Origin of the sequence: Haloarcula ordinaria (assembly GCF_029338275.1) — an archaeon.
GTDB lineage: Archaea > Halobacteriota > Halobacteria > Halobacteriales > Haloarculaceae > Haloarcula > Haloarcula ordinaria.
The window spans coordinates 491,717-517,798 of the sequence record NZ_CP119789.1 but is presented as its reverse complement, the minus strand read 5'-3'; the positions used below and the strand labels follow the sequence as shown (position 1 = coordinate 517,798).

At 68.1% G+C, this 26,082-nt stretch carries 28 protein-coding genes; 13 read left to right on the top strand and 15 right to left on the bottom strand.

The features are described 5' to 3' along the window. The first annotated feature begins 44 nt into the window (after positions 1–44). From P1L41_RS02705 to priL, 3 genes are all read left to right on the top strand, one after another. Positions 45–1,322, top strand: coding sequence for an adenosylhomocysteinase (locus P1L41_RS02705; RefSeq protein WP_276297337.1), 1,278 nt, complete (start codon positions 45–47; stop codon positions 1,320–1,322). 171 nt (positions 1,323–1,493) lie between these two features. Then, positions 1,494–1,643 (top strand): hypothetical protein, encoded by a 150-nt coding sequence (locus P1L41_RS02700; protein ID WP_276297336.1) that lies wholly within the window; start codon positions 1,494–1,496, stop codon positions 1,641–1,643. A gap of 81 nt (positions 1,644–1,724) precedes the next feature. Then, a complete protein-coding gene (gene priL, locus P1L41_RS02695) occupies positions 1,725–2,807 on the top strand; it encodes a DNA primase regulatory subunit PriL (protein WP_276297335.1) in 1,083 nt (360 codons plus the stop codon). Here priL and P1L41_RS02690 read toward each other — a convergent pair. Beyond that, positions 2,804–3,013 (bottom strand): DUF7472 family protein, encoded by a 210-nt coding sequence (locus tag P1L41_RS02690; RefSeq protein ID WP_276297334.1) that lies wholly within the window; start codon positions 3,011–3,013, stop codon positions 2,804–2,806. The two genes, priL and P1L41_RS02690, sit on opposite strands and share 4 nt — an antisense overlap. 145 nt (positions 3,014–3,158) lie before the next feature. Between P1L41_RS02690 and P1L41_RS02685 the strand changes: the two genes are divergently transcribed. Next, positions 3,159–3,764 carry an SWIM zinc finger family protein gene (locus P1L41_RS02685; RefSeq protein WP_276297333.1) on the top strand — a complete coding sequence of 202 codons (606 nt, stop codon included), beginning with the start codon at positions 3,159–3,161 and terminating at the stop codon, positions 3,762–3,764. Between the two features lie 58 nt (positions 3,765–3,822). On the opposite strand, the gene P1L41_RS02680 is transcribed toward P1L41_RS02685, so the two are convergent. Both P1L41_RS02680 and hjc read right to left on the bottom strand, forming a co-directional pair. Beyond that, positions 3,823–3,984 (bottom strand): hypothetical protein, encoded by a 162-nt coding sequence (locus P1L41_RS02680; RefSeq protein WP_276297332.1) that lies wholly within the window; start codon positions 3,982–3,984, stop codon positions 3,823–3,825. 115 nt (positions 3,985–4,099) lie between these two features. Continuing rightward, positions 4,100–4,618, bottom strand: coding sequence for a Holliday junction resolvase Hjc (gene hjc, locus P1L41_RS02675; RefSeq protein ID WP_276297331.1), 519 nt, complete (start codon positions 4,616–4,618; stop codon positions 4,100–4,102). A gap of 120 nt (positions 4,619–4,738) precedes the next feature. Between hjc and P1L41_RS02670 the strand changes: the two genes are divergently transcribed. Further along, positions 4,739–5,710, top strand: a complete 972-nt coding sequence (locus P1L41_RS02670) for a DUF4382 domain-containing protein (RefSeq protein ID WP_276297330.1) — start codon at positions 4,739–4,741, stop codon at positions 5,708–5,710. On the opposite strand, the gene P1L41_RS02665 is transcribed toward P1L41_RS02670, so the two are convergent. Genes P1L41_RS02665 through P1L41_RS02655 form a run of 3 tightly spaced genes read right to left on the bottom strand, consistent with a single transcriptional unit; the run spans position 5,707 to position 7,972 of the window. Then, on the bottom strand, positions 5,707–6,318 hold the full coding sequence (locus P1L41_RS02665) for a cell division protein CdpA domain-containing protein (RefSeq protein ID WP_276297329.1): 612 nt from the start codon (positions 6,316–6,318) through the stop codon (positions 5,707–5,709). The two genes, P1L41_RS02670 and P1L41_RS02665, sit on opposite strands and share 4 nt — an antisense overlap. A gap of 36 nt (positions 6,319–6,354) precedes the next feature. After that, entirely contained in the window at positions 6,355–7,218 is an 864-nt protein-coding gene (locus P1L41_RS02660) for an alpha/beta fold hydrolase (RefSeq protein ID WP_276297328.1), read from the bottom strand. Between the two features lie 10 nt (positions 7,219–7,228). Then, positions 7,229–7,972 carry a DNA polymerase sliding clamp gene (locus P1L41_RS02655; protein ID WP_276297327.1) on the bottom strand — a complete coding sequence of 248 codons (744 nt, stop codon included), beginning with the start codon at positions 7,970–7,972 and terminating at the stop codon, positions 7,229–7,231. Positions 7,973–8,319: 347 nt separating this feature from the next. Between P1L41_RS02655 and P1L41_RS02650 the strand changes: the two genes are divergently transcribed. Further along, on the top strand, positions 8,320–9,117 hold the full coding sequence (locus P1L41_RS02650) for an RlmE family RNA methyltransferase (protein ID WP_276297326.1): 798 nt from the start codon (positions 8,320–8,322) through the stop codon (positions 9,115–9,117). 2 nt (positions 9,118–9,119) lie between these two features. Here the strand turns inward: P1L41_RS02650 and P1L41_RS02645 are convergent, their stop codons facing one another. From P1L41_RS02645 to tatC (P1L41_RS02635), 3 genes are all read right to left on the bottom strand, one after another. Then, positions 9,120–9,818, bottom strand: coding sequence for a queuosine precursor transporter (locus P1L41_RS02645; protein ID WP_276297325.1), 699 nt, complete (start codon positions 9,816–9,818; stop codon positions 9,120–9,122). After that, positions 9,811–9,984, bottom strand: coding sequence for a ribbon-helix-helix domain-containing protein (locus P1L41_RS02640; RefSeq protein WP_276297324.1), 174 nt, complete (start codon positions 9,982–9,984; stop codon positions 9,811–9,813). Before P1L41_RS02640 ends, P1L41_RS02645 begins: the two co-directional genes overlap by 8 nt. A 75-nt stretch (positions 9,985–10,059) precedes the next feature. Then, a complete protein-coding gene (gene tatC, locus P1L41_RS02635) occupies positions 10,060–12,258 on the bottom strand; it encodes a twin-arginine translocase subunit TatC (RefSeq protein ID WP_276297323.1) in 2,199 nt (732 codons plus the stop codon). A gap of 211 nt (positions 12,259–12,469) precedes the next feature. Here tatC (P1L41_RS02635) and P1L41_RS18575 point away from each other — a divergent pair, with 211 nt between their 5' ends. The 3 genes from P1L41_RS18575 to P1L41_RS02625 are packed head-to-tail and all read left to right on the top strand — an operon-like array spanning position 12,470 to position 14,893. Then, complete coding sequence (locus P1L41_RS18575; RefSeq protein ID WP_379788368.1) at positions 12,470–13,102, top strand: hypothetical protein; 633 nt, start codon at positions 12,470–12,472, stop codon at positions 13,100–13,102. Beyond that, complete coding sequence (gene tatC, locus P1L41_RS02630) at positions 13,042–14,256, top strand: twin-arginine translocase subunit TatC (RefSeq protein ID WP_379788366.1); 1,215 nt, start codon at positions 13,042–13,044, stop codon at positions 14,254–14,256. The genes P1L41_RS18575 and tatC (P1L41_RS02630) overlap by 61 nt, the downstream gene beginning before the upstream one ends. A gap of 4 nt (positions 14,257–14,260) precedes the next feature. Continuing rightward, entirely contained in the window at positions 14,261–14,893 is a 633-nt protein-coding gene (locus P1L41_RS02625; protein ID WP_276297322.1) for a histidine phosphatase family protein, read from the top strand. 30 nt (positions 14,894–14,923) lie between these two features. On the opposite strand, the gene larE is transcribed toward P1L41_RS02625, so the two are convergent. Continuing rightward, the gene (gene larE, locus P1L41_RS02620) at positions 14,924–15,793 is read right to left on the bottom strand and encodes an ATP-dependent sacrificial sulfur transferase LarE (RefSeq protein ID WP_276297321.1); all 870 of its coding nucleotides are present in this window, start codon (positions 15,791–15,793) and stop codon (positions 14,924–14,926) included. A gap of 243 nt (positions 15,794–16,036) precedes the next feature. Between larE and P1L41_RS02615 the strand changes: the two genes are divergently transcribed. Both P1L41_RS02615 and P1L41_RS02610 read left to right on the top strand, forming a co-directional pair. Further along, on the top strand, positions 16,037–18,070 hold the full coding sequence (locus tag P1L41_RS02615; RefSeq protein WP_276297320.1) for a helix-hairpin-helix domain-containing protein: 2,034 nt from the start codon (positions 16,037–16,039) through the stop codon (positions 18,068–18,070). A 118-nt stretch (positions 18,071–18,188) separates the two neighbouring features. Then, the gene (locus tag P1L41_RS02610) at positions 18,189–19,316 is read left to right on the top strand and encodes an ORC1-type DNA replication protein (protein WP_276297319.1); all 1,128 of its coding nucleotides are present in this window, start codon (positions 18,189–18,191) and stop codon (positions 19,314–19,316) included. 22 nt (positions 19,317–19,338) lie between these two features. On the opposite strand, the gene P1L41_RS02605 is transcribed toward P1L41_RS02610, so the two are convergent. From P1L41_RS02605 to P1L41_RS02595, 4 genes are all read right to left on the bottom strand, one after another. Further along, positions 19,339–20,124: a DUF7089 family protein gene (locus P1L41_RS02605; protein WP_276297318.1), complete on the bottom strand. Its 786-nt coding sequence runs from the start codon at positions 20,122–20,124 to the stop codon at positions 19,339–19,341. Next, the gene (locus tag P1L41_RS18570) at positions 20,125–20,220 is read right to left on the bottom strand and encodes a hypothetical protein (RefSeq protein WP_419181087.1); all 96 of its coding nucleotides are present in this window, start codon (positions 20,218–20,220) and stop codon (positions 20,125–20,127) included. A gap of 70 nt (positions 20,221–20,290) precedes the next feature. Further along, positions 20,291–21,757, bottom strand: a complete 1,467-nt coding sequence (locus P1L41_RS02600) for an MATE family efflux transporter (protein ID WP_276297317.1) — start codon at positions 21,755–21,757, stop codon at positions 20,291–20,293. 48 nt (positions 21,758–21,805) lie between these two features. Further along, the gene (locus P1L41_RS02595; RefSeq protein WP_276297316.1) at positions 21,806–22,048 is read right to left on the bottom strand and encodes a ferredoxin; all 243 of its coding nucleotides are present in this window, start codon (positions 22,046–22,048) and stop codon (positions 21,806–21,808) included. Positions 22,049–22,235: 187 nt separating this feature from the next. Here P1L41_RS02595 and P1L41_RS02590 point away from each other — a divergent pair, with 187 nt between their 5' ends. Both P1L41_RS02590 and cgi121 read left to right on the top strand, forming a co-directional pair. Then, positions 22,236–24,644: an ATP-dependent DNA helicase gene (locus tag P1L41_RS02590; RefSeq protein ID WP_276297315.1), complete on the top strand. Its 2,409-nt coding sequence runs from the start codon at positions 22,236–22,238 to the stop codon at positions 24,642–24,644. Further along, complete coding sequence (cgi121, locus tag P1L41_RS02585) at positions 24,644–25,141, top strand: KEOPS complex subunit Cgi121 (RefSeq protein ID WP_276297314.1); 498 nt, start codon at positions 24,644–24,646, stop codon at positions 25,139–25,141. Before P1L41_RS02590 ends, cgi121 begins: the two co-directional genes overlap by 1 nt. Here the strand turns inward: cgi121 and P1L41_RS02580 are convergent, their stop codons facing one another. Then, entirely contained in the window at positions 25,142–26,050 is a 909-nt protein-coding gene (locus P1L41_RS02580; protein WP_276297313.1) for an MBL fold metallo-hydrolase, read from the bottom strand. Positions 26,051–26,082 lie beyond the last annotated feature (32 nt).

Here is a 26,082-nt window from a genome sequence, read left to right as displayed (position 1 = left end):
GCGGCTTCGGTAGCGTTTTAGGAGTTCTGTTCTTCCCTTTCGGTATGACTTCACCCATTTCGGAGCGACTTGCAGACCTCGAGTCGGCCCGCGAGTCCGGCCGGCGGAAGATGGACTGGGCGGCCCAGCACATGCCCATCTGTGGCGCGTTGCGCGAGGAGTTCGAGGCCGACCAGCCCTTCGCCGGCGAGCGCATCGGGATGGCGATGCACGTCGAGGCCAAGACGGCGATTCTGGCGGAACTGCTGGCGGTCGGCGGCGCGGAGGTCGCCATCACCGGCTGTAACCCGCTCTCGACACACGACGACGTGAGCGCCGCCCTGGACGCCGTCGACGGCGTTACCTCCTACGCCGAGCGCGGTGTCGACGACGCGGCGTACTACGACGCTATCGAGGCCGTTATCGGCCACAAGCCGACCATCACCGTCGACGACGGGATGGACCTGGTCGCCGCCATCCACGAGGACTACCCCGAACTCATCGACACCATCGTCGGCGGGGCTGAGGAGACGACGACCGGCGTCCACCGACTGCGCGCGATGGACGACGACGGCGAACTCGACTACCCGGTCTTCGCGGTCAACGACACGCCGATGAAGCGGTTGTTCGACAACGTCCACGGCACGGGCGAGTCCTCCCTGGCGAGCATCGCCATGACGACGAACCTCTCGTGGGCCGGCAAGACCGTCGTCGTCGCCGGCTACGGCCACTGCGGGAAGGGCGTCGCGATGAAGGCCAGCGGGCAGAACGCCGACGTGGTCGTCACCGAGGTCGAGCCCCGCCGCGCGCTGGAGGCCCACATGGAGGGCTACGACGTCATGCCGATGGCCGAGGCCGCCGCGGAAGGCGACGTGTTCATCACGACGACGGGCAACCGCGACGTCGTCGTCCGCGAGCACTTCGAGGCCATGCAGGACGGCGTCCTGCTGGCCAACGCCGGCCACTTCGACGTCGAGGTCGACCTCGACGCGCTCTCGGACCTCGCCGTCGACACCTACGAGGCCCGCGAGGGCGTCCAGGCTTACGAGATGGCCGATGGCCGGCGCCTGAACGTGCTGGCCGAGGGCCGCCTGGTGAACCTCGCGACGCCCATCGCACTGGGCCACCCCGTCGAGGTGATGGACCAGAGCTTCGGGATTCAGGCCGTCTGCGTGCGTGAGATGGTCGAGAACGGCGACGCGTACGACGCTGGCGTCCACGACGTTCCTGATAGATTGGACAAGGAGGTCGCCGAGATCAAACTGGAGGCCGAGGGCGTCGCGTTCGACTCGTTGACGGAGACCCAGGCCGAGTATATGGGCTCCTGGCAGCACGGGACGTAGGGTGGGGCGCGAACGAATTGAGCGGCCCACCTAACCGCGCAGCGGGGAGCGAAGGGAACCGCGAGCAGTAGAGGCCGTCGAACAGAGGTGCCCGTCCCAACCGACGTCGACTAACGAGGCCGTCGTTCACAGTCCGATGCAGATTTGCGTTACCGCTCCCTATCCGGTAGTGTGCTGGGCCTCCGCTTCTTTACGTGCCAGGGCTGTGGGACCGCGTACGCGGACGTCGAGCCGCCGCTCCGGTGCAATCGGTGCGACGATGCGTCGTTCACCGAACTCGGTCCCGGGACCCAGGCCGAGACCTACTTCGCCGGCCAGTGACGGAACTGTCGGCGATCACCGCTGGTACCGGCCCACGTCGGGACGGCAATTTTATTCGCCCCCGCGCGCAACACCGAGGCGATGCAGCCGCTCCACGCACGCTACCCGTTCCTCCAGGCCTCGCGCGACGCCGTCGAGGCGGCCGCCGTCGACCTGGGGGAGGTCGTCGCGACCGACGAGACGGTCACCCAGCGGGCCGTGGAGCGGGTCGAACACGCTATCCTCGACGGAACCGTGGGCGAGCCACACCGACGCACCCGCGTCGAACTGCTCTCGTACCCGGTCGCTCGCGTGCTGGTCTCGCTCGTCGACGAGCACGTCTGTACCCGCAAGTACGCCCGCGCCGAGGCCGAGACGGCCCGCGAGCGCTTTAGTGCCGAGTTCGAGGCGACGACCGAGTTCAAGTCGACCCAGTCCGAGCGCGTCGCTCTGGCGGACCTGCTCTCGGAGTTCGACCTCGCTCGTTCGGTCCACGAGGACGAGACGGGCTACCGCGTCGACGTCGGGGCCTACCTCGACCTCGCCGCCGACCAGCGCGGCGACCGCTGGCGGCTGGTCAACCGGCCGCTCGCCGCCGGGCAGGTCCGCATCCCGGCCGACGACCTCCACGTCCTGCTGAAACAGGCCATCCGCCACCGCGTCGAGGACGGCTTGCCGTTCGACGTGCCCGACGCCATCGCCGACGAACTCGACGACGAGGTCGACTCCCTCCGCGAGGTGCTCGCTGACCTCGACCTGACCCGCGAGATAGATACCGTCGTCCCCGAACTGTTCCCGCCGTGCATGCAGCACCTGCTCGACCAGGTCCAGAAGGGCGCCCACCTCGAACACCACTCGCGGTTCGCCATCGCGGCGTTCCTGTCGGGCATCGGGATGACGACCGACGAGATCGTCGACATCTTCCAGGTCAACCCCGGGTTCGGCGAGGAGGCCACGCGCTACCAGGTCGACCACATCCGCGGGGATACCAGCCCTACGGAGTACTCGACGCCGGCGTGTTCGACGATGCAGTCATACGGCGACTGCGTCAACAAGGACGACCTCTGTGCGACCATCTCGCACCCGATGGCCTACTACGAGAAGAAACTGGACGACAGCGACGAGGACGAACTGGTCGACTGGCGGGAACAAGACGACGACGGCGACGCGGAGGCAGACGCCTAGAAGTCCTGGCGTTCGAGCCACAGGCCCGCGATGAGCATGACGACGAGGAACACGCCGATTGCGCCGACCACGGCGATGCCGCCCTGGGGCGTCAGGTTCCCGTCGACCGAGTAGGTCGACGCCACGTAGACCGCCGCAGCGATAAAGGCGACCACGCCGACCGTCGAAACCACGATCTGCAGCGCAGTCTCCCGCTCGATATCCATACGCCGCGGTTTCACCGGCCCGGCAAAAAGGGTGTCGAAGCGCCAGTTCCGGGGGCTGGCGCTCGGGTCCGCCGAGCGATTTAGGTCCGTCGAGCACCTACGTTTCACCTGGACACACCGACGAACACAGCCGTGTCCGCCCGCTATGACACTCATCGAACCCACCGACGACCGGGGGCCCACTGCACTCGCACCGGACCTCCGGGACATGGACGACCGCGCGGCCCGCGCGTGGGCCGAGCCCATGGCAGTCCGCCCCCGCGAGGACGACACGTACGCCGTCGCGACCGCCAGTGGCCACACCTACGTCGTCGACCTCACCGATCGAACCTGTACCTGCCCCGACCACCGGATTCGCGGCGAGCACTGCAAGCACCTCCGCCGCGTCGCCATCGAGATAACCGCCAGACGGGTCGCACCGCCCGGCAAGCAGCGAGCGCGGTGTGACGCCTGCGACGCCGTAACGTTCGTCCCAGTGGACGCTGTGGAGCCCCATCTCTGCCCGACCTGCCGCCTCGTCCCCGGCGACATCGTCGTCGTGGGCGTCGCCGCCGAGCGTGCCGACGAGTGGCTTGTCGAGGCCGTCGGCAAGACGGTCGCCGAGTTCGAGACGAACGACGGCTACCCGACCGACGACATCGTGGTCGAAGCGACGTATCTGACCGACGCACTGCGCTCGGACCGCCCGCGTCGATACTCGTTCCCCCACTCACGACTGCGCCGGGCCGACGACACGGCGCTGGTCGACTAGCGTCACAAGTGAGGCTGCAGGTCGGTTGCTGCCGCCTCTCCGCTGTTCCGTGCCGACACTATTGGTCGGTCGTCGGCTCGGGCGACAGCTCGACTGCCAGGTCTCGGAGCGCGAGCTCCCGTTCCCGGCTGCGTTCGTCGACGACCCTGAGGACCTGCCAGTTGATCGCTTCCGTACTCAACTCGAGTACCCGTTCGGTCCACTGGAGACGCTGTCTCATACCTCCACAGACAGACCGGTGACGTACAAATACCTGTCTTATATAACAGGCATATTAATACGCTAGGCCTACTCCGCTGCTGTCACGCTCGAACCGCGCATCGCTCGGGTTCTCGCTACGACAACATCTCGGCTGCGTCTTCTTTCGTCAGGTCGCCGCGCTCGAACGCCGAGAGGACGTCGAGCACCGTCTGGTCGGGGTCGTCGTCGGCCACGTCGTCCAGCGTCACCTTCTCGGAGTGCCCGACGAACTCCTCGAAGTCGATGCCCTCGGAGAGCGCAGTCTCCTTCTTGACTCGGTAGTTGCCACCGTCGGTCGTGTAGAGGTCGCCGGGGTGGAAGAAGTACCAGTCCTCGCGGTCGAAACGCACCGCGATACGCGGTTTCGCGCCGAAGTTCCGCGCGAAGAAGAGCAGCGCCTCGACCTCCTCGCCGGTGAGGTAGATGGGGTCCCCGGCGCTCGATTTCGCCTCGATGGCGTAGAACGTCTCGCCGTCACCGGTCAGCACGTCGGGGAGCTCCCGCTCGGTGGCGCTGCCGCTGGCGGGCGCGCGCATCACCGCGAAGCCGGCCTCGTCGAGCGCGTTGACCAGTTCGCGCTCGCGCCGGTCCCCCTTCGCGTTCGAGTTTGCCATTGGCGGATGGTCGGCCCTCACCCGTAAAACCGTTCAGGTCCAGCGTTCACACTGTTCAAGTGACAATGAAATGGTAAACAAACTGGCCCTTATATCCCGCTCGTCTCCTGTAAGACGCGTATGGACAGACGCAGATTCCTCACCACGACCACGGCAGTCGGCGCGACGCTGTTCGCGGGCTGTGGCGGTTCGAGCGGCGACGGGGCCACAGACGGCGGCAGCACGACGGACGGCGAGGCGTCGGGCGGCGACTCCGACGGCGGCGCCACCGCGTCGACGGGCGCGTTCCGGCTCCTCATCAGCGACCGGCCGGCGGCCATCGACGACTTCGACTCGCTGGACGTCACGTTCGACAGCGCCCGCGTGTTCCGGGCGACGGCAGACGAGGACGACGAGGAGGCCGAAGCCAGCTCGGACGACACCGACGGCGAGACAGAGACGAGCACGCCGTCCACCGAGATAGACACAGAAACAGAGACCGAGACTGAGACCACCGAAACCGACGAGTCGGAGACAGCGACCGAAGACGACGATGGGGACGTGGCGGCGGAGTCCGACGACGGCGAGGACGACGACAGCGAAGCCGGCTTCCAGACGTTCGACCTCGACAGTCCGACGGTCGACCTCACCGAAGTGGTCGGTGACAAGGCCATCGGTGTCCTCGACGGGGAGCTCGAGACCGGCCGGTACGCCAAGATAGAACTGTCAGTCTCGGACGTCGAAGGTATCGTCGACGACGAGGCAGTCCCGGTGAAGGTCCCGAGCAACAAGCTGCAGATAACCAAGTCCTTCGAGGTGACGGCCGAGGGGACCGTCGAGTTCGTCTTCGACATCAACGTCGTCAAGCGGGGGTCGAACGGCTACAACCTCCTGCCGGTCATCAGCAAGAGCGGGGTCGCCGGGCGGGACGTCGAAGTCGACGAGGTCGAGTCGTCTGGCGCGTCGGCACAGTCCTCGTCGTCGACGGAGACAGCGACGGACGACGACTCGTCGACGACCACGGAGACCACGACAGAGACTGAGACCGATGACGAAGGAAACCCGAACAACGAGAACAGTGGGTCGGGCGGCCCCGGTCAGTCGAGCGCCTAATCCTCGAGTCGCGACTCGAGCTCCCGGATGACCTGTTCGGTCTCGCCGCCGTCGCTGCGGACCGCGTCGGCGTAGCGCCGGTACTCCTCGGGGGAGACGTGGACCGTCTTCGACTCGCCCTTGTGCTTGAGTTCCAGCCGCACTGTGCCCTGTGGGTTGTTCCGAAGCCGGAAGCTCGCCATCGCGGTGAAGACGAACCAGAACGCCAGGCAGGCGCCGAGGAAGTACAGAATCGTCGTCTCGAAGGCGAGCGTCCGCGGGCCGGTCGTCCAGTCGTAGGGGTAGGCCACCTGGAACAGCGCCAGCCCGGCCAGACAGAGGCCGGCTCCCGCCGCCACGCCGACCTGTTCGCCTCGACTCGACGGCAGGACGGCGACGACGCCGAGGAACATCGCCGGGATACCCAGGCCACCGACGGTCCCGGCGAGTTTCTCTGCGGCGCGGATGTCTGTCGCGCCGAAGAAATCCGCAAGCGGCGTGGTGGCGATGAGTATCGCGAGGACGACGGCCAGCGCACCGACGACCGAGAGTGCGACCCCGGCGACCACTCGCCGGCGGTCACGGCCCTCCCAGCGGCGGCCATCGTAGGCGTCCCCGAGGTTCTCCATGGGGGTCGGTTCGTGGCCGACCCACAAAACGCTACGTCAGACGTGCGTCGGACTGGCGTGGAGGTACTGGACGCTGGCCAGCAGCGACCCGAGGTGGTCCGCCTCGACAGGCCGGTGCGTGGCATCGGGGAGGTGCTCGACGAGCGCCGGGCCCGTCTCCGGCGGGACGTTCCCGTCGCGCCGGCCCTGGACGACGGTGACCGGCACTTCAACGTCGCCGAGGGCGAACGGCCACGGCCGCCCGAGCGTCGCGAACGCTTCGACCAGCGTCGCGGTGCCCTGGGCCGTGGCTGCCAGCAGGTCCGCCTTGACCAGTCCCGCGACCTCCGCGTCGGTCAGCCTCCGATGGTCGGGCGGCCGTGCGGCGAGGAGATCCAGAGCCGCCGAGGGGTCGCGGCGGGCGAGGACCAGTCGCTGCAGTCGGAGCAGCGGCCCGAGCAACCAGGGCGTCGTCCTGGCGAGGGACTCCAGTACGCGCTGTGTCCGCCCCACGTCGCCGACGGCGGGTGGGCCGACGCCGCCGGCCAGCGTCACGTGGTCGACGGCCGGCAACCGATGGCAGGCGAGCGCGTATGGCGCGCCGCCGGAGAACCCGAGGACTTCGGCGCTGTCGATACCGAGGTGTGAGAAGAGCGCACGCACGTCGTCCGTCCAGGCCTCGATACCGCCGTCCGACGGGTCGGACGCGCCGATACCCGGCCGGTCAGGGGCGACGAGGCGGAGGCCGAGTTCGGCGGCGGGACCTTCGAGGAGGCGGACGAGCAGGCGCGACCCCGGCGTGCCGTGACAGAAGAGGACGGGCCGCCCGGTCGGATCACCGCCCGTCTCGTAGGCGACCTGCCGCTCCCCGATTCGACAGACTTCGGGGTCGTCCGTCCCGCCCGGTGGCGTCACCCCCATCGGTGACCGACTACTCGCTCTGGATGCGCGGGGCGAGCATGTAGGTGACGCGGCCCTGGCCCTCGGCGAAGCTGAAGTGCATCTTGACGGGGAACTCCTCGCCCAGTTCCATCTCGACCTCCGCGTCCTTCGGGATGGCCTTGTTCATGTTCTTCAGGTAATCGAGCGAGAACAGCGAGTGGGCGTCCCCAGGTGTGAGGTCGATGAGGTCGTCCTTGGTGAGCTCGAGGTGGACGTCGTCGGTGTCGCCCTCGGCGTCGACGTAGAACAGTTCCTCGGCGGTGTCGACACCCAGCGCGATGTGGTCCGAGACCATGTCGGCGGCCTTGACCGCGCGGTTGATGTCTTTGCCCTCGATGACGATGTGCGCGGCGAGGTCGAGGTCCGGCAGGTCCGGCTCCTGTCGGATGGAGTCGGGGTCGATGAGCGCCAGCGTGTACTCCAGGCCGTCGATGGCGATGTGGAGCTTGCGCGTCTTCTCGTCGAGTTCCAGGTGGACGACCTGACCGGCGTCGGCCATCCCAGCGATATCTTCCAGTCGCGAGAGGTTGACGCCGATGAGGCCGCCGTCGGTCTCGTAAGACTCGAAGGCCGCCGCCTCGAGACGCAGGTCCACCATCCCCACGTTGGCGGGGTCCACCGCCCGAATCTCCAGCCCGTCTTCTTCCAGGTGGATCTTGCACTCGTCCACCAGCACGCTCACCGAGTCGAGAGCCGCCTGGAGCGTGTCCGCGCTCACGATGGCGTTGAACATCTTGGGCCGGGCTACGCCCCCATCCGTTAAAAAGTCCCTCATTGAATACGCGCACGCGCGCTTCGAGGGAGCACTGCGACCGAGAAGCGCGCGGTTGAACGAGCGGTGAACGAAGTGAGCCGCGAGTCGCACGCGTGTGGTGTCACGATGGGGACAACCGAACACTGCGACCGAGAAGCGCGCGGTTGAACGAGCGGTGAACGAAGTGAGCCGCGAGTCGCACGCGTGTGGTGGAAATTTGGGGAGCACCACGACCGAGAGGCACGCTACTCGCCGTCTCGCGGCATCCGGCGACCGTGCCCGGCGAAACAACACCCATAACCACGTCGACGGACTACTCCGGTCAAATGAGCGGGAAAGACGACTACTACAACCGGGCCAAGCAGGAGGGCTACCGCGCCCGGTCGGCGTACAAACTCAAGCAACTCGACGAGACGGCCGGGTTGCTCGGCGAGGGTCGGACCGTCGTCGACCTGGGCGCGGCACCCGGCGGCTGGCTGCAGGTCGCCGCCGAGGGCGTCGGCGAGCGCGGGACCGTCGTCGGCGTCGACCGACAGCGCATCGAGGCCCTCGAGGACTCCGAGCCCACGGTCCACTACGTCCGCGGGGACATGACCGACGACAGCACCAAGGCCGAGATCCGCGAGGTGCTCGGCGTCGAGGCCGACGATTCGCTGGGCGGCCCCGTCGACGTGGTCCTCTCGGACATGGCACCGAACATGACCGGCGAGTACGACCTCGACCACGCCCGGTCGGTCCACCTCGTCCAGCAGGCCTTCGAGGTCGCGACCGACCTGCTCGCCTCGGAGGGGGACTTCTGTGCGAAGGTGTTCGACGGCCAGGACTTAGACGACCTCATCGCCGACATCGAACCGGAGTTCGAGTACGTCCGCGAGGTCCGGCCCGACGCCTCGCGGGACTCCTCTTCGGAGCTCTATCTCGTCGCGAAGAACCGCCTGACTGCACCGGTCCGTGAGGGAGACGTCGTCGAGGTGACCATCGAGGACATCGGCGAGGAGGGCGACGGTATCGCGAAGGTGGAGAACTTTACCGTCTTCGTCAGCGACGTCGCAGAGGGCGAGACGCTCGACGTGCGCATCGACGACGTGAAACCGCGGTACGCGTTCGCGGCACCCGCGGAGTAAGATTACTGAACTGCTGGCGCAGCAGGCTCCTCTCGCTGGCCGCGTGCGAATCTGACGACGGCGTAGACGAAGGGCGTATCGAGCAGCGCGATGAGCAGCTTCAGGACGTACTGGCCGACTACGAGCGACAGCGCCGCACCGAGCGGGACGCCCTGGAAGAGGACGAAGCCGACGCCGATAAAGATGACCGTGTCGAGCAACTGGCTGGAGGCCGTCGAGCCGATGTTGCGCAGCCAGAGGTACTCGCCGTCGGTGTACTCGCGGATGCGGTGGAAGACGAACACGTCCCAGTTCTGGCTGACGAGGTAGGCCGCGAGGCTGGCGACGACGATGCCGGTACTGGCCGCCAGCACCGAACGGAACGCTTCGGGGTCGACGGGCTGGGCCGCCGGCGGCAGGCCGGGCGCGAGGATGGTGCTCCAGACCAGCGCCAGCAGCACGAAGTTCATCGCGAAGCCGACGTTGACGACGACCGTCGCCGCCCGACGGCCGTACAGTTCGGCGTAGCAATCGGAAGCGAAGAAGGTCAGCGCGTAGGCCAGCGCCGCGCCCGGCATCACGAGCGTGTCGCCGGCCAGCGGCAGCGAGAACGGCAGCCCGAACGCTAGGAGTTTCGAGGCGGTCACCTGGGCGACGACGAGCGAGGTGACGAACAGGGCGACGAGGGCGACCCGAATGCCGCCGTCCCAGTCGCTACTCATCGTCGAGTCGTCCCTGCCGCTGGTCGATGTCGTCGAGCTGGTCGAGCGTCTTCCTGATGGAGGCTCTGATGGCTTCACTCCGGTTGACGAACTTCCGCTCCGAACCGACGTGTTCGTCGAGGTCGTCGAGCAGCTCGGCGGGCACCTCGACGCTTATCTTTGGCATATTACGTAGGTATTCTTGGGGTATTATAATAGTCCAGCGTTCCCGGGCTTCCGGGCGTCATAACGGGAACCGCCGTCAGTCGGCGGGCTCGCTCCGCCGTTTCGGCGTCCGTCGCCCGCCGAGCGTGTACACCCACAGGATACCGAGTCCCAGCAGGTACGCGAGCGCGGTGGGGATGCCGACGATGAACATCGTGAAGATGCCGTTCGGCGAGACGATGGCGGAGATGGTGACGATGGCGATGACCACCTCGCGCCAGCGGCTGTACATCAACTCGAACGGGATGATGCCGCCGCGGTGGAACAGGAACATCGTCACCGGAATCTCGGCCAGCAGGCCGATACCGATGGTGAGGAAGAAGACGAGCCAGCCGAAGTCGCTCACCCGGTAGGAGATGACCATGTTGGCCTGCAGCTGGTCGTAGGCGATGGCGGAGATGGTCATCGGGGCGACGTAGAGGAAACCCACGAGACTGCCGCCCACGAGCGCGGCGAACAGCGTCCCGCCCCAGACGAGCAGGACGTTCCGGTTTCCGACGACGAGCCCCCGGTCGCGCATCGCCGGCCAGGCGAAGTACGCCACCAGCGGAATCACCGAGACGGCCCCGAGGATGGTCGAGAACTTGACAATGAACACGAGGTGCTCGACGGGGTGTAACGTGACGATGTTGACCTCCTGGGCCATCTCCGGCGGGAGCCGGCTGACGAACGTCCGCTGTATCTCGCCGATGCCGCCCTGGTAGAGAAAGAGGAAGGCCCCGGCCAGGACGGCGCCGAAGATGCCCAGAATCCAGAACGCCTTGGAGGCGAGGGAGTCCAGGATGAAGCGGATGTCGTAGTAGTAGCCGCCGATGTCGTCCTCGGTGGTCTCGTCCTCGGTGAACGCGTTGAACACCCCGGCGGTGGTCGACGTGAGGACGTCCTGGTCCTCGGCGTCGTCCTCGTTCCCTGCCACACCGGCGCCGCCCTCACCGCCCTCGCCGTCGTCCTCGTGGGCCATGTCCCAGCGGTCGAGTATCATCTGGGCCTTGTCCCGGTCGTCGGCAGAGAGCGCCGTGTCGGCGTGCGCCAGCGCCTCCTCCTCGGTCATCTCCTCGAAGACCTCCGGGGGTGCGACTTCGACTGCAGACGCGTTCAACTCGCCGATGTCGATGGCCGCCGGGTCGCCGATAGGCCCCCTGCCGGCGTTGGCCGACAGCGCGCCCAGCACGTGGTAGTAGAGGACGACGACGGCGCCGACGAGGCCGAAGAGTGCGGCGATGACGATGGCCGTCGTCTCGGCCGGGAGGCCGAACAACTGCGGGGGCTGGACGTTCCCCGTCAGTCGCGAGGAGTACTGTGCGGCGACCGCTTCGACCGCCTGGACGTACTGGAAGGCGGGCGTCGCGAGCAGGTAGTACACCGCGCCGCCGGCGAGCACGGCGCCGCCCAGGACGGTGTTCCAGTGCTCGCGGGCAACGGTCCGCGTGCTCACGAGGTCGCTGGACCGACGGAGGAGCATCGCCAGCTTCGCCAGCGCGAGGCTGATGCCGTAGAGGCCACACAGCGGTGCTGCCCACATAATCTGCGTGAACGGGTCCGGCGGGGAGAACAGGGCGCCGAACGCGAAGATGCCCAGCACCGAGAGGCGCCACTTGTCGCGGAAGGTCTCGTAGGGGACGATCTCGGTGTACGAGAGGACGGTCATCACCAGCGGGAGCTGGGCCGCCAGGCCGAACGAGATCGCCAGCATGAACACGAACTGGAACCACTTGACGATGGAGTACTGCGGCGTGAACCCGGCCTTGAACGCGTCGCCGGCCAGGAAGTCGAACATCAGGGGGAAGAACAGCTCGTAGGCGTAGGCGACCCCGCCGAAGAAGAGCGCCAGGCTGACCACGGTGAAGACGGCCCCCTTCCAGACCGGAATCTTGTCTGCGGGCCACCAACCGCGCTCGCGGAGCCCGTCGCGACCGAAGTAGATCAGCAACGGCAGCGACATGAGGATGCCGATGACGGCACCGATCTTCACCTGTAACAGGATGACGTCGAACGGCGTGACGGCGACGATGCTCGTCGCTTCGCGGGTCGTCAGGTCCATCTGCGAGTACAGCAGGTCGTTCCGGAGGCGGTCCCAGGCCCCGTACTGCAGGGCCATGATGGTCCCGATCATCCCGACGACGAAGACGATAAACACCTTCTGGAGGTGCGTCTGTGCGCTGCGGAGCATCGACCCCAGCGTGGCACGGCCGTTCTGGACCGTCCTGACGGTGTCCTCGTCGAGCGGGCTCGCCATTTCCTCTGAAAATAGTCTACTCGGCGTTATCAATTTGTTCATCGCGCAGGCCCGACGCGTGCCCGAGGCTGAGGTTGAGAAAGGCCCGGAATCCGGCGACTAGAGGGCTGTCTTGGCGGTCACACGTTGCGAGCCAGCAGGCAGTCTCCGGACGGCCGGTGACGACTGCGAAAAGAAAGTTTACAACGACCAACCGCCAAACCCGGGACAGATGCCCGACGGGAACGCGGACGACGACGCGAGCCCACCGCGTGCGGACCAGGGGGGTGACGACTCGATGCCCCCTTCGGACGAGGGGGGCGACGAGCCGCCGCACCCGCCAGCGGACGGGAGTGACGACTCACCGCGTGCCGACGGGCCCGACGAGTCGGAGGAGCGCCCCGAAGATTCGCCGACAGACGGAGCGGACCAGGAAGCCAGCGAGGACACCGGGGACACCTCCAGCGACGACACCGAGGACGCGTCCGTCGACGAGGCCGATGACCAGACCGAGACGGACGACCCCGCTGCTACCGACGAACAGTCGAGCGACGAGTCGGCGACCGACGAGCCGGAGCCCCGGACCGTCAAAGGCCCATACGGGTTGCCTGTCGAGCAGCAGCCGCCGTTGTTCGAGCGCGATCCGCGCAAGATCACCGCCGCGATTCCCGCCGACATCCCGTCCGACTGGGGATTCCCCAGCCGACGGGCGTCGGCGACGCCGGCGGCGCTGCGCCGGCCCCGCCGGAACACGACTACGACGTCGACGAGATCGTCGACCAGGGGGCTCCCGACGACCAGGAGATGCCGCTGGCCGACCACGTCGAGGAGATGGCCATCCGCCTGTTCACCGTCGTCGGCGTGATGGCTGCTATCTCTATCATCGCGCTGCCGGCCTCGGACGAGCTCATCCAGTTCCTCTGGTTCTCGTTCCTCGACGGTCCGGCGGAGGCGTGTGGTTCCTTCGCCGTCGGCGCCGGGGACACCGTCTCGGCGGCCGGCCCCGACTGCCCGCACGTCTACAGCCCGCTCGCGCTCATCCTCGCGCGCCTGAAGGTCGCCTCGCTGGTGGGTTTCATCGCCGCGCTCCCCGTCTTCGTCTACCAGACGTACCTGTTCATGCGACCGGGGCTCTACCCCCGCGAGCGCCGCTACTACCTCGCGGCGGTCCCGACGAGCCTCGTGCTCGCGGCCATCGGCGTCGGCTTCGCGTACTTCGCCGTGCTGCGGGCGATGTTCGACTACTTCATCACCTACTCCGACCGGGCCGCCGACCTCGCGTTCGGCCTGGGCGACACCTTCAACCTCATCATCCTGATGCTGGGCTTCTTCGCGCTCATCTTCCAGATTCCTCTCTTCGTGATGCTGGCCATCATGATGGGCGTCACGACCCGCCAGTGGCTCCAGGACCGCCGGCTGTACTTCTGGGGTGCCTTCGCCGCCATCGCCTTCGTCTTCAGCCCCGACCCGACCGGGATGGCGCCGCTGATGGTCGCCGTGACGATGATTGCCCTGTTCGAGGGGACACTGCTCCTGTTGCGCTGGACCGGGGAGAGCTCGCCGATTCCGACGGCCGAGGAGGCCGCGGCCCGCCGGCCGTTCGTCTGGCTCGTCGCTGCCCTCGCCGGCTACCTCGTGAGCCCCGCGCCGGTGCCGACCGGCTACTACACCCAGCTCCCGCCCGTGGTCACCGAGTCGCTGGCCTCGGTCGGGCTGGGCAACGCGACGCCGATGCTGCTGGGCGGGAGTATCATCGTCGCCTTCGAACTGCTGGCGTACCTCAACAAGAACTACTACGGCAGCGTCCAGGTCTGGCGCACGCTCCGACGGGCCCGCCTTCCCGTCTGGGCGGTGGGCATCGTCGTGGGCTACCTGGCAAGCCCGGACCCGACGCTGTTCCGCCTGGTGAACCAGGTCAGCCTGGAGGCCACCGCCGCCGCCGCGGTCGCCGGGGTGCTCATCGCCTTCTTCGAGGGCGGATTGCTCGTCGCCCGCCTGCGCAACCGGAGCGAGGGCTGACCTGATGTCGCGGATTCTCCTCACCCGGCACGGCGAGACGCCCTGGAACCGCGAGGGGCGCATCCAGGGATGGGCCGCGACCGGCCTCACCGAACGCGGCCGGCGCGAGGCGAGTGCGATGGGCGCCTGGGTCGACGACACCTACGACGTCGACCGGATTCTCGCCTCAGATAGCGAGCGCACCCGCCGAACGACCGCGAACCTCCGCGATGCGGCCGGTCCGCTCCCCGAACCCGCCTTCGACGCTACCCTGCGAGAACGGGGCTTCGGCGTCTACCAGGGGTTCCTTGTCGAGGACCTCTTCGAGCGCTACCCCGAGCACGACCCGAGCCACAGCGTCTCCGCGCTGCCGGCCGATCCGGACCACGGCGAGTCCGTCGCTGCCTTCTGCGAGCGCGTCACGTCGGCCTGGGACTCGGTGCGGGCGGCGACCGACCCCGGCGAGACGACGCTGGTCGTCACCCACGGCGGCGTCATCAAGGTGCTCCTGGCCGAACTGACCGACCGCGACCGGGACGCGGCGCTGGCGGCCCACTCGCACGACAACTGCGCCGTCACCGAGATTCGGCTCGACGGTGCGGACTCGACGCTCGTCGCCGAAGAACAGACCGACTGGCGCGAGACAGTCGACTGGTAACTACCGAGCGTCGGCCAGCCCCTTCTTCCGTCAGTCGCCGCTCGGGTATTCGGCGTCGAAGACGTCGGCGACGACCGGTTCGCTGTCTTCTTCGCTCTCTGGGCTGACGCTCCCGGTCTGGTAGCCGTGGAGGTCCAGCGTCACGTGGTCGAACCCACAGTCCTCGACGTGGTCGCGGGCCGCCCGGACGAAGTCGGGGTCCAGCGCCGTCTCCAGTTCGGCCTCGCCGACCTCGATGCGGGCCAGGCCGTCGTGGTCGCGCACGCGGAACTGCTCGAAGCCCCACGTTCGGAGCAGGCGCTCGGCTTTCTCGACTCGCGAGAGACGCTCTTCGGTGACCTCCAGTCCAGTGGGGATGCGCGAGGAGAGACAGGCCATCGAGGGCTTGTCGGCCACCGAGAGGTCGTACTCGCGGGCGATTTCGCGCACCTCCGATTTCTCGACGTCGTGTTCCAGCAGCGGCGAGTAGGCGTCGAGTTCCTCGACGGCTCGCAGGCCGGGGCGGTGGCCCTCGCCCACGTCGGAGGCGTTGGTCCCGTCACACACCACGTCGATACCCAGTTCCATCGCGCGGTCGTACATCGCGCCGAGGCGTAGCGAGCGGCAGTGATAACAGCGCATGTCGTCGTTCTGGATGAACTCCGGGCTGTCGAGTTCGGAGAACTCCACGATCTCGTGGCGGATACCGATCTCCTCGGCGACGCGCACGGCGTCTTCGAGTTCGGCCTCCGGGAGCGTCTCTGATTTCGCGGTGCAGGCGACGGCGTCGTCGCCGAGGGCGTCGTGGGCGATTGCAGCGACGACACTCGAGTCGACGCCGCCGGAGAACGCGACCAGCACGCCGTCCCGCGCGGCGAGGTCCTCCCGGGCAGCAGCGAGTTTCTCGGCGACAGCGGTCATTGGTTTGCGTTCTCGCTGGACGGGCAAAACGCCTTCGCGTTCTGCATCTGTAGTGTTCTCTGCAGTTGCCATCGAGGCAAATCGCCAGAAAGCCCCGACACGCTGGGCTCGGGGGGCTCGCTGTCGTCGAGCGGGAGGGGGCTTTCTGGCTGTTGGCACTCGAAGTTGTAGCAGTACACACTCGCGCTCACCTTTTTGCCTAGGCGGCGGGTTTTATCTCGCTGGCGGCGAACGGTCGGGCAGATGGAGTTCGAATCGGTGCCGGGCGTGGGGGCGAAGACGGCCGAGGCGCTCCGCCAGCTCGACGACCCCGAGCGAGCACTGCGGGAGGGCGACGTCGCGGCGCTCGCCCGGGCCCCGGGCATCAGCGACGGGCGGGCCGCGCGCATCGCACGCGGGGCCATCCGGGCCGAACACGACGACCCCGGGGGGTTCGCGGCGACGCCGCGAGCCCGGACGGTGTTCCGCGACGCGCTGGGGCTGGTCCAGGAGCGGACCGTCACCGACTACGCCGCCAGCCGACTGGAGACGCTGTATCCCAGCGGGGTCCGAAGCCGAATCGAGGAGGTCCGTGAGTTCAGCGAGCGGGCGATGGCCCGTGACCCGGACCCCGAGGTCCTCGCCGCGCTCGAAGCCGTCGAACCGCTCTCCGAACCCGGCGACGTCCGGGTCCGCGACCGCTGTCTGGCGACGAGCGACGCCGAGCGCTACGCCGAGGCCAAGGAAGCCATCCCGGAGGTGAGCGTCGAGGTGGTCGACGACGCCCGTCAACTTGCAGAACTCGCCCGGTCGTACTCGACGGTCGTCGCGCTGGACGAGTCCTTTGCCGGCGTCGACGTCGAGGGGGACGTCCGCGTCGACCCGAACGCGCTCGACAATCCCGAGTCGGTCGTCCCCGAGCGCGTGCTGACCTTCTTCGCCCGGAACCGCGACCGGGTGCGGGCGGCCACCGAAGTCCACCGGGCCGCCGGCCTCGAGGCTCCGTGTGACCTGGATACCCTCGACTCGGCGCTCGAACAGCTCGACCCCGACGGGAACGTCCGGGGCGACGACGAACTCGACCGCCTCTCCACCGCGGTCGACGACCTGGACGCCGCCGTCTCGACGGCCGAGAGCGCCGCCAACGACCACCTGCGCGAGGCCATCGAGGAGCGCGACGTCACCATCGAGGGCACCGACCTGCTCTCGCTGGTCGAACGGGGCGCCGGCGTCGACTCCCTCCTGCAGCGCGAACTGGCCGACGAGTACGCCGCGGCCGTCGAGAAGGCCCGCGACCACCTCGTCGACGCCCTGGGACTCGTCGATACAGAGGACATGGCCCGCCGTGCGTTCCCGGACGAACCGGCCTACCCCGTCGAGCACGAGGAGCGCGTCGTCAGCCGACTGCGAGAGGAATTGACCGCCGCGCGGGACCGCCGGGCGACCCGCCGGAAACAGGAGCTGGCCGACGACCTCGCCGAGCTGCGCGCCGACGCCGACGCGCTCGTCGACGCCGCGCTGGAACTCGACGTGGAACTCGCCGTGTCCCGCTTCGCCGCCGACTTCGAGTGCACCATGCCCGAGGTGACCGAGGAACCCGGCTTCGACATCCGGGGCGGCCGCTCGCCGCTGCTCGACGTTCCCTTCGACGAGGTAGACCCGGTCGACTACGCCGTCTCGGGCGTGACGGTGCTCTCGGGAGTCAACAGCGGCGGGAAGACCTCGACGCTGGACCTGGTGGCGCTCGTGACGACGCTTGCCCACATGGGGCTGCCCGTACCCGCAGAATCGGCCCGCATCGGCCGCATCGGCGAACTCCACTACCACGCGAAGACCCAGGGGACGCTCGACGCCGGCGCGTTCGAGGCGACCTTGCGGGAGTTCGGCGACCTGGTGAGCGAGGTCGACGGCCAGTCGACCGCGAACGGGACCGGCGGTGACGCCGCGAGCAGCGACGGGGGCACCGACCGCCGGGTCATGGTGCTGGTCGACGAGCTCGAGTCCATCACCGAACCCGGCGCGAGCGCGAAGATTATGGCCGGCATCCTCGAGGCGCTCAGCGACAGTCGGGCGACGGCCGTCTTCGTCTCGCACCTCGCCCGCGACATCCGCGAGGCCGCCGCCATCGACGTGAGCATCGACGGCATCGAGGCCATCGGCCTGGCGGACGGGGAGCTGCGGGTCGAGCGCTCGCCGGTGAAGGGGAAACTCGCACGCTCGACGCCGGAACTCATCGTCGAGAAACTCGCCGACGACGGCGAGGGATTCTACGCCGACCTGCTGGAGAAGTTCGACTAGCCCGAGTCGAACTCGACGGACTCGAACAGGTCGCCCGTCGCCTCTTGTCTCGCTTCAGTTTCACTTTCACCGTCGGGGTGGCAAATGGTTAAGTGCGCAGCGGAGGTCGGTGAAAGTGATGAGCGACGACCCCGAGGAGGGGATGCTCGGCTGGGACGAGTCCGTCTTCCGGGACGAGTCCGTCTTCGAGATCGACTGGCTCCCGGAGACGTTCAAGCACCGGGAGACGCAGATGGAGACGCTGAAGTACGCGCTCCGCCCGGCAGTCCGTGGCTCCCGGCCCCTGAACGTCATCGCGCGCGGTCCGCCCGGTACTGGGAAGACGACCGCGACCCAGATTCTGTTCGACGAGTTGACCGCCCAGACCGACGTGCAGGCGGTGCGGGTCAACTGCCAGGTCGAATCCACCCGCTACGCCGTATTCTCCCGCCTGTTCGCCGAGATATTCGAGTACGAGCCCCCCTCCTCGGGCATCTCTTTCAAGAAGCTCTTCTCCCAGATTACCGACCGGCTGGTCGAGCGCGACCAGGTGCTCGTCGTCGCCCTGGACGACGTGAACTACCTCTTCTACGAGAACGAGGCCAGCGACACGCTGTACTCGCTGTTGCGCGCCCACGAAGCTCACAGCGGGGCGCGGATCGGCGTCATCTGCGTCTCCTCGGACCTGGACCTGGACGTCATCGATGCGCTCGATACCCGCGTCCAGTCGGTCTTCCGGCCCGAAGAGGTCTACTTCAACAAGTACGGGCAGGCCGAGATCGTCGACATCCTCGACGAGCGCGTCGACCGGGGCTTCCACGACGGTGCGGTCGGCCCGCAGGTCCTCGACAGAGTCGCGGTACTCACCGAGGAGCAGGGCGGCGACCTCCGGGTGGGCATCGACCTCCTGCGCCGGGCGGGGATGAACGCCGAGATGCGCGCCTCTCGAACGGTCGAGCGCGAGGACGTCGAGGAGGCCTACGACAAGTCGAAGTACGTCCACCTCTCGCGGCGACTCCGGGAGCTCTCGGACTCGGAGGCCGCGCTCGTCGAGGTCATCGCCGACCACGACGGCAAGCGGGCCGGCGACATCTACGACGTGTTCCACGGGGCGACCGACCTGGGGTACACCCGCTACTCCGAGATAATCAACAAGCTCGACCAGCTCGGTATCATCGACGCCGAGTACACCAACGTCGACGGCCGGGGCCGCTCCCGCGAGCTGACGCTCAACTACGACGCCGACGCGGTGCTGGACCGGCTCTGACCGGGCCGAGCACTCGTTTTCTTCACTCCAGTTTCTCGAAGGTCGTCTCGGTCCACTGAATCGCGTAGTCGGGACCGTGGTCGCCGTAGGCGTCCGTATCCAGCGCGGCGAAGGGGGCCGGCAGGTCGAGACCGTGTTTCAGGGCGCTACAGGCCAGTTCGGCCGCCGGGGCGAACCCCGTCTGGCCCCTGGCAACTTCGCCGACGAGGTCGTCCAGCCGGGGTTCGAGCCGCTCGCCGGCGTCGACCCAGGCGTCGAACAGCCGCGGATACTCGTCGTCCCAGTCGGCGAAGACGGGGCGGGTCTGCAACCCGATGTAGGCGTCGTACAGCGCGGCGGCCAGCTGGTAGGTGTCCGCGGGGCCCATGTGCGGCCGGGCGACGTCCGCGAACGCCGGATACTCGGCCTCGAAGAAGCCCAGGAAGTGCTCCGGCTCGCCGAGGCCGGCCTGGACCAGCGCCTCGGCCAGCAGGAAGTCGACGAAGTCGTCGGGCGACCCTGCGAGCCGCGGTTTGACGAACACGCAGGGCGGGTCCGTCTGGTGGGTCCAGGCGATGCCGCCGTCGCCGGGCATCCCGATGGTGAAGTCACTGCCTGCGAACCGGTGGAGTTCCTCGGGCGAGTCTGTCGGGACCCAGGACGGGTCGTAGGAGAGTGGGTCGACTCTGTCGGTCAGCAGGAGGAGGTCCTCCGCGACCGCAGGGTCGAGCGTCTCGAAGTCCTGCTCGCAGTCGACGACGAGCGCGCCGGGCGCGTGCGTCTCCCGGACGCCGGCCAGTTCGCCCGACAGCGAGCGTTCGGTGAACATCTACGCCGACAGCAGGGCCATCCCGGCGATGACGAGAACCGCGAGGAGGGCCGACGCGCCGACGGTTCCGAGGACGATCTTCGTTGCCTTGCTCATGTGATGGCGTCTCCGGGCCGGGCATTAAACCTTGAGAAACGGCGCTCGGCTTGCCGCACTCCGTCTGCCGTCAGTCCCCGCTCGCACCGACGCCGGCGCGAGCGGCCACGTCTCGCCACTTCCCCGACCAGAAGCGGCCGGTGTTGACCGCCGCCTTCAGGTAGAAGTCCCCGACGAGCGCCACGAAGATGGCCGGCAGCCCGAGCCCGAGGCCGGGTGACACCGCGACGCCGACCACCGGGACGGTCAGGACGAACGCCGTCGGCAGCGCCAGTATCGCCACCGGGATTCGAAAGCCGTACGCGCCCAGAATCGTCCCGTAGAGCGGCCAGCGCGTGTCCCCTGCCCCCCGAAGGCTCCCGCGCATCGTCCGCGAGATGGAGAAGCCGGCGACGATCAGGCCGAACACGCGGACGAACTGCGCCGCGAGGTCGGGGTACGCGGTCCCGAACAGGCCGACGATGGGGCGGGCGAGGACGACCAGCACCGCGCCGACGGCGAGCTGTACCGCCAGCGCCACCCGCAGCGTCTGCCAGCCGTAGTCCGTCGCCGACTCGGCGTCGTCCGCGCCGAGGTGCTGGCCCACGAGCGTCGAGGCCGCCGTCGAGTACCCCCACGCGGGCATCAGTGCCAGCAGCATCACGCGCCGGCCGATGGCGTAGGCCGCGAGCGTCGGCGTCCCCAGCACCCCGAGCACGAACAGGAACGGGAAGCGTGCGAACGTCTGGAGCAGGCGCATCCCCGAGAGCGGCAGCGCGACGCGGATAATCTCCTTGAGCAGTCCGGCGTCGAACTGCGGTCCCTCCAGCGGCAGGCGGACGGCGTAGCGCCCCGAGGCCAGCAGCGCGAAGAAGATGACCGCCGCCAGCGTGTTCGCGATGGCGGTCCCCCACGCCGCTCCGGCGATGCCGAGCTCGGGGAACGGTCCCAGGCCGAAGATGAGCACGGCGTTGAGCGCGACGTTCGTCGGGAGGCTCAACAGCCGGACGTACATCGGCGTCCGGGTGTCGGCGCTGCCGGCCAGCGCGCGGGCGGCGACCATGCTCCAGAACCGCGGGGCCATCGACAGCATCACGATAGAGAGGTACGTCGCCCCGAGGTCGATGGTCGTGGGGTCGTCGGTCAGCACGCCGATCAGCAGGTCCGGTGCGAGCCACGAGATGGCGGTCAGCGGCGCGGAGAGCGCCAGCGCCAGCCACAAGGACTGCTTGACGGCGAGGTCGGCCCGGGCGGACTCACCGCTGCCCTGGAGCCGCGAGACGACGCTGATGGTCCCCGACGAGACGGCCAGCGAGAGGCCGAAGCCGACGAAGTAGTACTGGAAGCCGATCTCCAGGCCGGCGATGGCGGTGTCGCCCAGCGCGATGCCGACCATCAGGAAGTCCGCCAGCCGGAGCAGGACCCGGAGCCCGCCGGTGACCATCACCGGCGCCGCCAGGTCCGTCGCGGCTGTGGCCTTCTCGCGGTCGACCAGCCCGGCCCGCGAGAGCAGCGCCGGAACGCCCCGGACCAGGCGCGTCAACGAGCGACGGAGCATCTACTCCTCCCTGTGGCCCGCAGTGTAGTGTGGGTTTCGCTGCACTGTTCAGACGACCTGCTCGCCGTCGTCGTCGTAGACCGCGATGGCGTCGACCGGACAGGCCCGCGCGGCGAACTTCGCGTCCAGTTCGACGTCCTCGGGAATCTCGCGGACGAACAGGTCGTCCTCGCACTCTTCGCTGTCGGTCAGCACTGCCTTGCCGGCGTCCTCGTCCTTCTCGAAGGCGTCCCACTCCGCGACGCACTGGAACATCCCGATACAGGTGTCCCAGTCGTACTCGATGCGCATACCCGGCGTTTGTCGGTGACGGCCAAAGGCGTTCCCCTCGACTGGCTCTGTGGCGGTACTCCGTTTCGTAGTCATGGATTCAGAGAGCCGGCCGGGGCTTTCTGGGTCTCTACAATCCCAACTACACGAAACACTTCCACTCCGGAGTGCGACAGTTTAAATCGCGGGACGGTCCTAACGGCTGGTAATGGACGTCGCGGACCTCCCCGGTGTGCCCGACTGGTTGCCCGAGCACCTTCGTGCGGACGGAATCGAGGCGCTGTACCCACCACAGGCCGAGGCCGTCGAGGCGGGCGTCACCGAGGGCGAGAACATCGTCGCCGCCATCCCGACGGCGAGCGGCAAGACCCTCGTGGCGGAACTCGCGATGCTCTCGTCGGTCGCTCGGGGTGGGAAGGCACTCTACATCGTCCCGCTCCGGGCACTCGCCAGCGAGAAGCAGGCCGAGTTCGAGCAGTTCGAGCAGTACGGCCTCGACGTGGGCGTCTCGACGGGCAACTACGAGTCCAACGGAGGGTGGCTCGCCGACAAGGACATCGTCGTCGCCACCAGCGAGAAGGTGGACTCGCTCGTGCGGAACGACGCGCCGTGGATCGAGGAACTCACCTGCGTCGTCAGCGACGAGGTCCACCTCGTCGACGACGGGAACCGTGGGCCGACGCTGGAAGTCACGCTGGCGAAACTCCGCCGGCTCAACCCCGACCTGCAGACCGTGGCGCTGTCGGCGACCATCGGGAACGCCGGCGAACTTGCCGAGTGGCTCGATGCCGAACTCGTCGACTCGGACTGGCGCCCCATCGAGTTACAGAAGGGCGTCCACTACGGCCAGGCGCTCCACCTGGAGGACGGCAGCCAGCGACGACTCGCGGTGCAGAACAACGAGAAACCGACGGCCGCCATCGTCCGCGATACCCTGCAGGACGAGTACGACGAGGACGGCGACCTCGTCGAGGAAGGCGGGTCGACGCTCGTGTTCGTCAACTCCCGCCGGAACGCCGAGGCCGCCGCCGGCCGACTGGGGAGTACCGTCAGCCCGCACCTCTCGGCTGACGAGCAGGCCCAACTCGCCGAGGTGGCCGACGAGATTCGGGACGTGAGCGACACCGAGACCAGCGACGACCTGGCCGACGCCGTCGCCCAGGGCGCGGCCTTCCACCACGCCGGGCTCGCCCGCGGGCACCGCGAACTGGTCGAGAAAGCGTTCAGAGACCGCCTCGTGAAGGTCGTCTGTGCCACGCCGACGCTGGCGGCGGGCGTCAACACCCCCTCGCGGCGCGTCGTCGTCCGCGACTGGCGGCGCTACGACGGCACAGCCGGCGGGATGCAACCCCTCTCGGTATTGGAGGTCCACCAGATGATGGGGCGGGCCGGCCGACCGGGGCTAGACCCCTACGGCGAGGCCGTGCTCATCGCCAACAGCCACGACGAACTCGACGAGCTGTTCGAGCGCTACGTCTGGGCCGACCCCGAACCCGTCCGGTCGAAACTCGCCGCCGAACCCGCCCTGCGGACCCACATCCTCGCCACCGTCGCCTCGGGGTTCGCTCGCTCCAGAACTGGCCTGCTGGAGTTCCTCGAAGAGACGCTGTACGCTAGCCAGACCGACGAGAGCGGCCGCCTCGAGCGGGTGACCGACGACGTGCTGACGTACCTCGAACGGAACGGTTTTCTGGAAATCGAAGCCGACGAACTGGGTGCGACGTCGCTCGGCCACACCGTCTCCTCGCTGTACCTCGACCCGATGAGCGCTGCCGAGATAATCGACGGGCTGCGCGACTGGAAGCGGTCGGCGGGGACGGCGGGGACGGCGAGCACGAGAGAGGCGGACCCCGAGGGCGGGTTCACGACCGCCAGCGAACTCGCCGAGGAACAGGCGGACGCGGCTGACGCCGACCCCGGCGAGATTTCGGCGCTCGGGCTCTACCACCTGGTCTCGCGCACGCCGGACATGTACGAACTGTACCTCCGGTCGGGCGACCGCGAGGAGTACGAGATGGAGCTGTACGAGCGCGAGGACGAGCTGCTCGGCCCGACCCCATCGGAGTTCGAGGACGAGCGCTTCGAGGACTGGCTCGCGGCGCTGAAGACTGCCCGCATGCTCGAGGACTGGGCGACCGAGGTCGACGAGGAGACCATCACCGAACGCTACGGCATCGGCCCGGGCGACATCCGGGGGAAAGTCGAGACGGCCCAGTGGCTCCTGGGAGCGGCCGAATCGCTCGCCAGCGAGGTCGACCTGGACGCCGCTCGGGCCATCAGTGAGGCCCGCATCCGCGTCGAGCACGGCGTCCGCGAGGAACTGGTCGACCTGGCAGGGGTCCGTGGCGTCGGTCGCAAGCGCGCCCGGCGGCTCTTCGAGGCCGGTATCGACGACCGTGCCACACTCCGGGACGCGGAGAAACCGGTCGTCCTGGCGGCGCTGCGCGGCCGGCGACAGACCGCCGAGAACGTGCTCGAGAACGCGGGGCACCGCGACCCGTCGATGGACGGTATCGAACCGGACCCCGACGTGACCGTGATCGACACTGGGCGAGCGGACGACCCCGATGACCCAGAGGAGACCGCCGAGGACCAGTCCAGCCTGGGTGATTTCTGATGGAGGTCGCCGAGGGCGTCGCCGACGTCGAAGACGTCGGGTCGTTCGTCGGGAGGCTGACCGATATCGGCGACCGACACGACGTGACCGTCCAGGCGTTCGACGCTCGCTACGTGGTCGACCGCGCACACCTCGAACGAGCGGTCGAACTCGCTCGGCGCGCCCGCGACCGGGACGACGCCATCGCCGACGACTTCGGCGTCGAGATTCTGCTCTACGCCGCGGGTCGGAGACAGATAGACCGCGCGCTCCGGATGGGCGTCAGCGAGGGCGAGTGTCGCGTGGTGGTCGTCGCGGTGGGCGAGTCGCCGGACGACGAGGTGGCGGCCGCCGCGGACCTCCGTGACCTGCTCTCGCCGGGTGAGACGCTCGGCGAATACGACGAGGCGCTAGTCCGGGACTTCTTCGACGTGACCGACACCGAACTCGAAGCGACAGAGGGGACGCTGGCCGATGCCGTCCGTGAGCGGGTGGCGATGCTCGCCGTCGAGAAGTGACTACTCCTCGCGGTCGAGCGCGACCAGCACGCCCCGGACGTTCATCGCCACCTCGGCGCTGGCCTTCCGCTCGCCCCATATCTCCGGCGTCTCGACTGTCTCGACGAAGTGCTCGATGACGGCGTCGTCGTCGCCGAGCTCGGCGCGCTTCTCTTCGATGGCCTCGACCCACTCCGGTAGGATGTCGGCGTAGGTCTCGAGGCGGTCCCCGGTCGGTGCCGGGCCGAAGTGAGCATAGCAGAGCGTTCCGGGGTCGAGCGACTGGAGCATCTCGACGTCTTCGAGTGCCTGCGCCAGGTCGAAGTTCACGGGCGGACTCGTGACGTTGACCTCGTCGATCGAGGGCGTGTAGAGCCCGGCCGCGTCGGCGGTGAAGACGGCGTCGACGGCCGCGTCGTAGAAGACGACCTGGTGTGGGGCGTGGCCCGGTGCGTGGTGGGCCTCGAGCGTCTGGTCGCCCAGGTCGATGACGTCGCCGTCGGTGAACTCGACGATGCGCTCTTCGGGCACCGGTTTCGGTTCGGCGTAGAACTGAATCTGGTCGCCGACCGCCCCTTTCGTCCCTTCCCAGAGCCGCTCGGGGTCGACGAGGTGGCGCGCGCCGTACTCGTGGACGTACACCGTCGCGTTCGGACACGCTTCGGCGAGGTAGCCCGCGCCGCCGGCGTGGTCGAGGTGGACGTGCGTGACCGCGATAACCTCCAGGTCCGCGGGCTCGATGCCGACCTCGGCCATCGCGTCCAGGATGCGCTCGTAGTTCGCCCCGATGCCGGTGTCGACGAGTGCGGGCCGCTCGGTATCGAGGATGTACACCGCCCCGTACTCAGGGACGTCGTACATCCCCGTGTCGACGTAGTAGATGTCGGTACAGTCGCCGACCGTCGCCTCGTAGACGTCGCCGATTGCCATACGGGAGAGGCGAGTGGTGGACGCAAAACGGT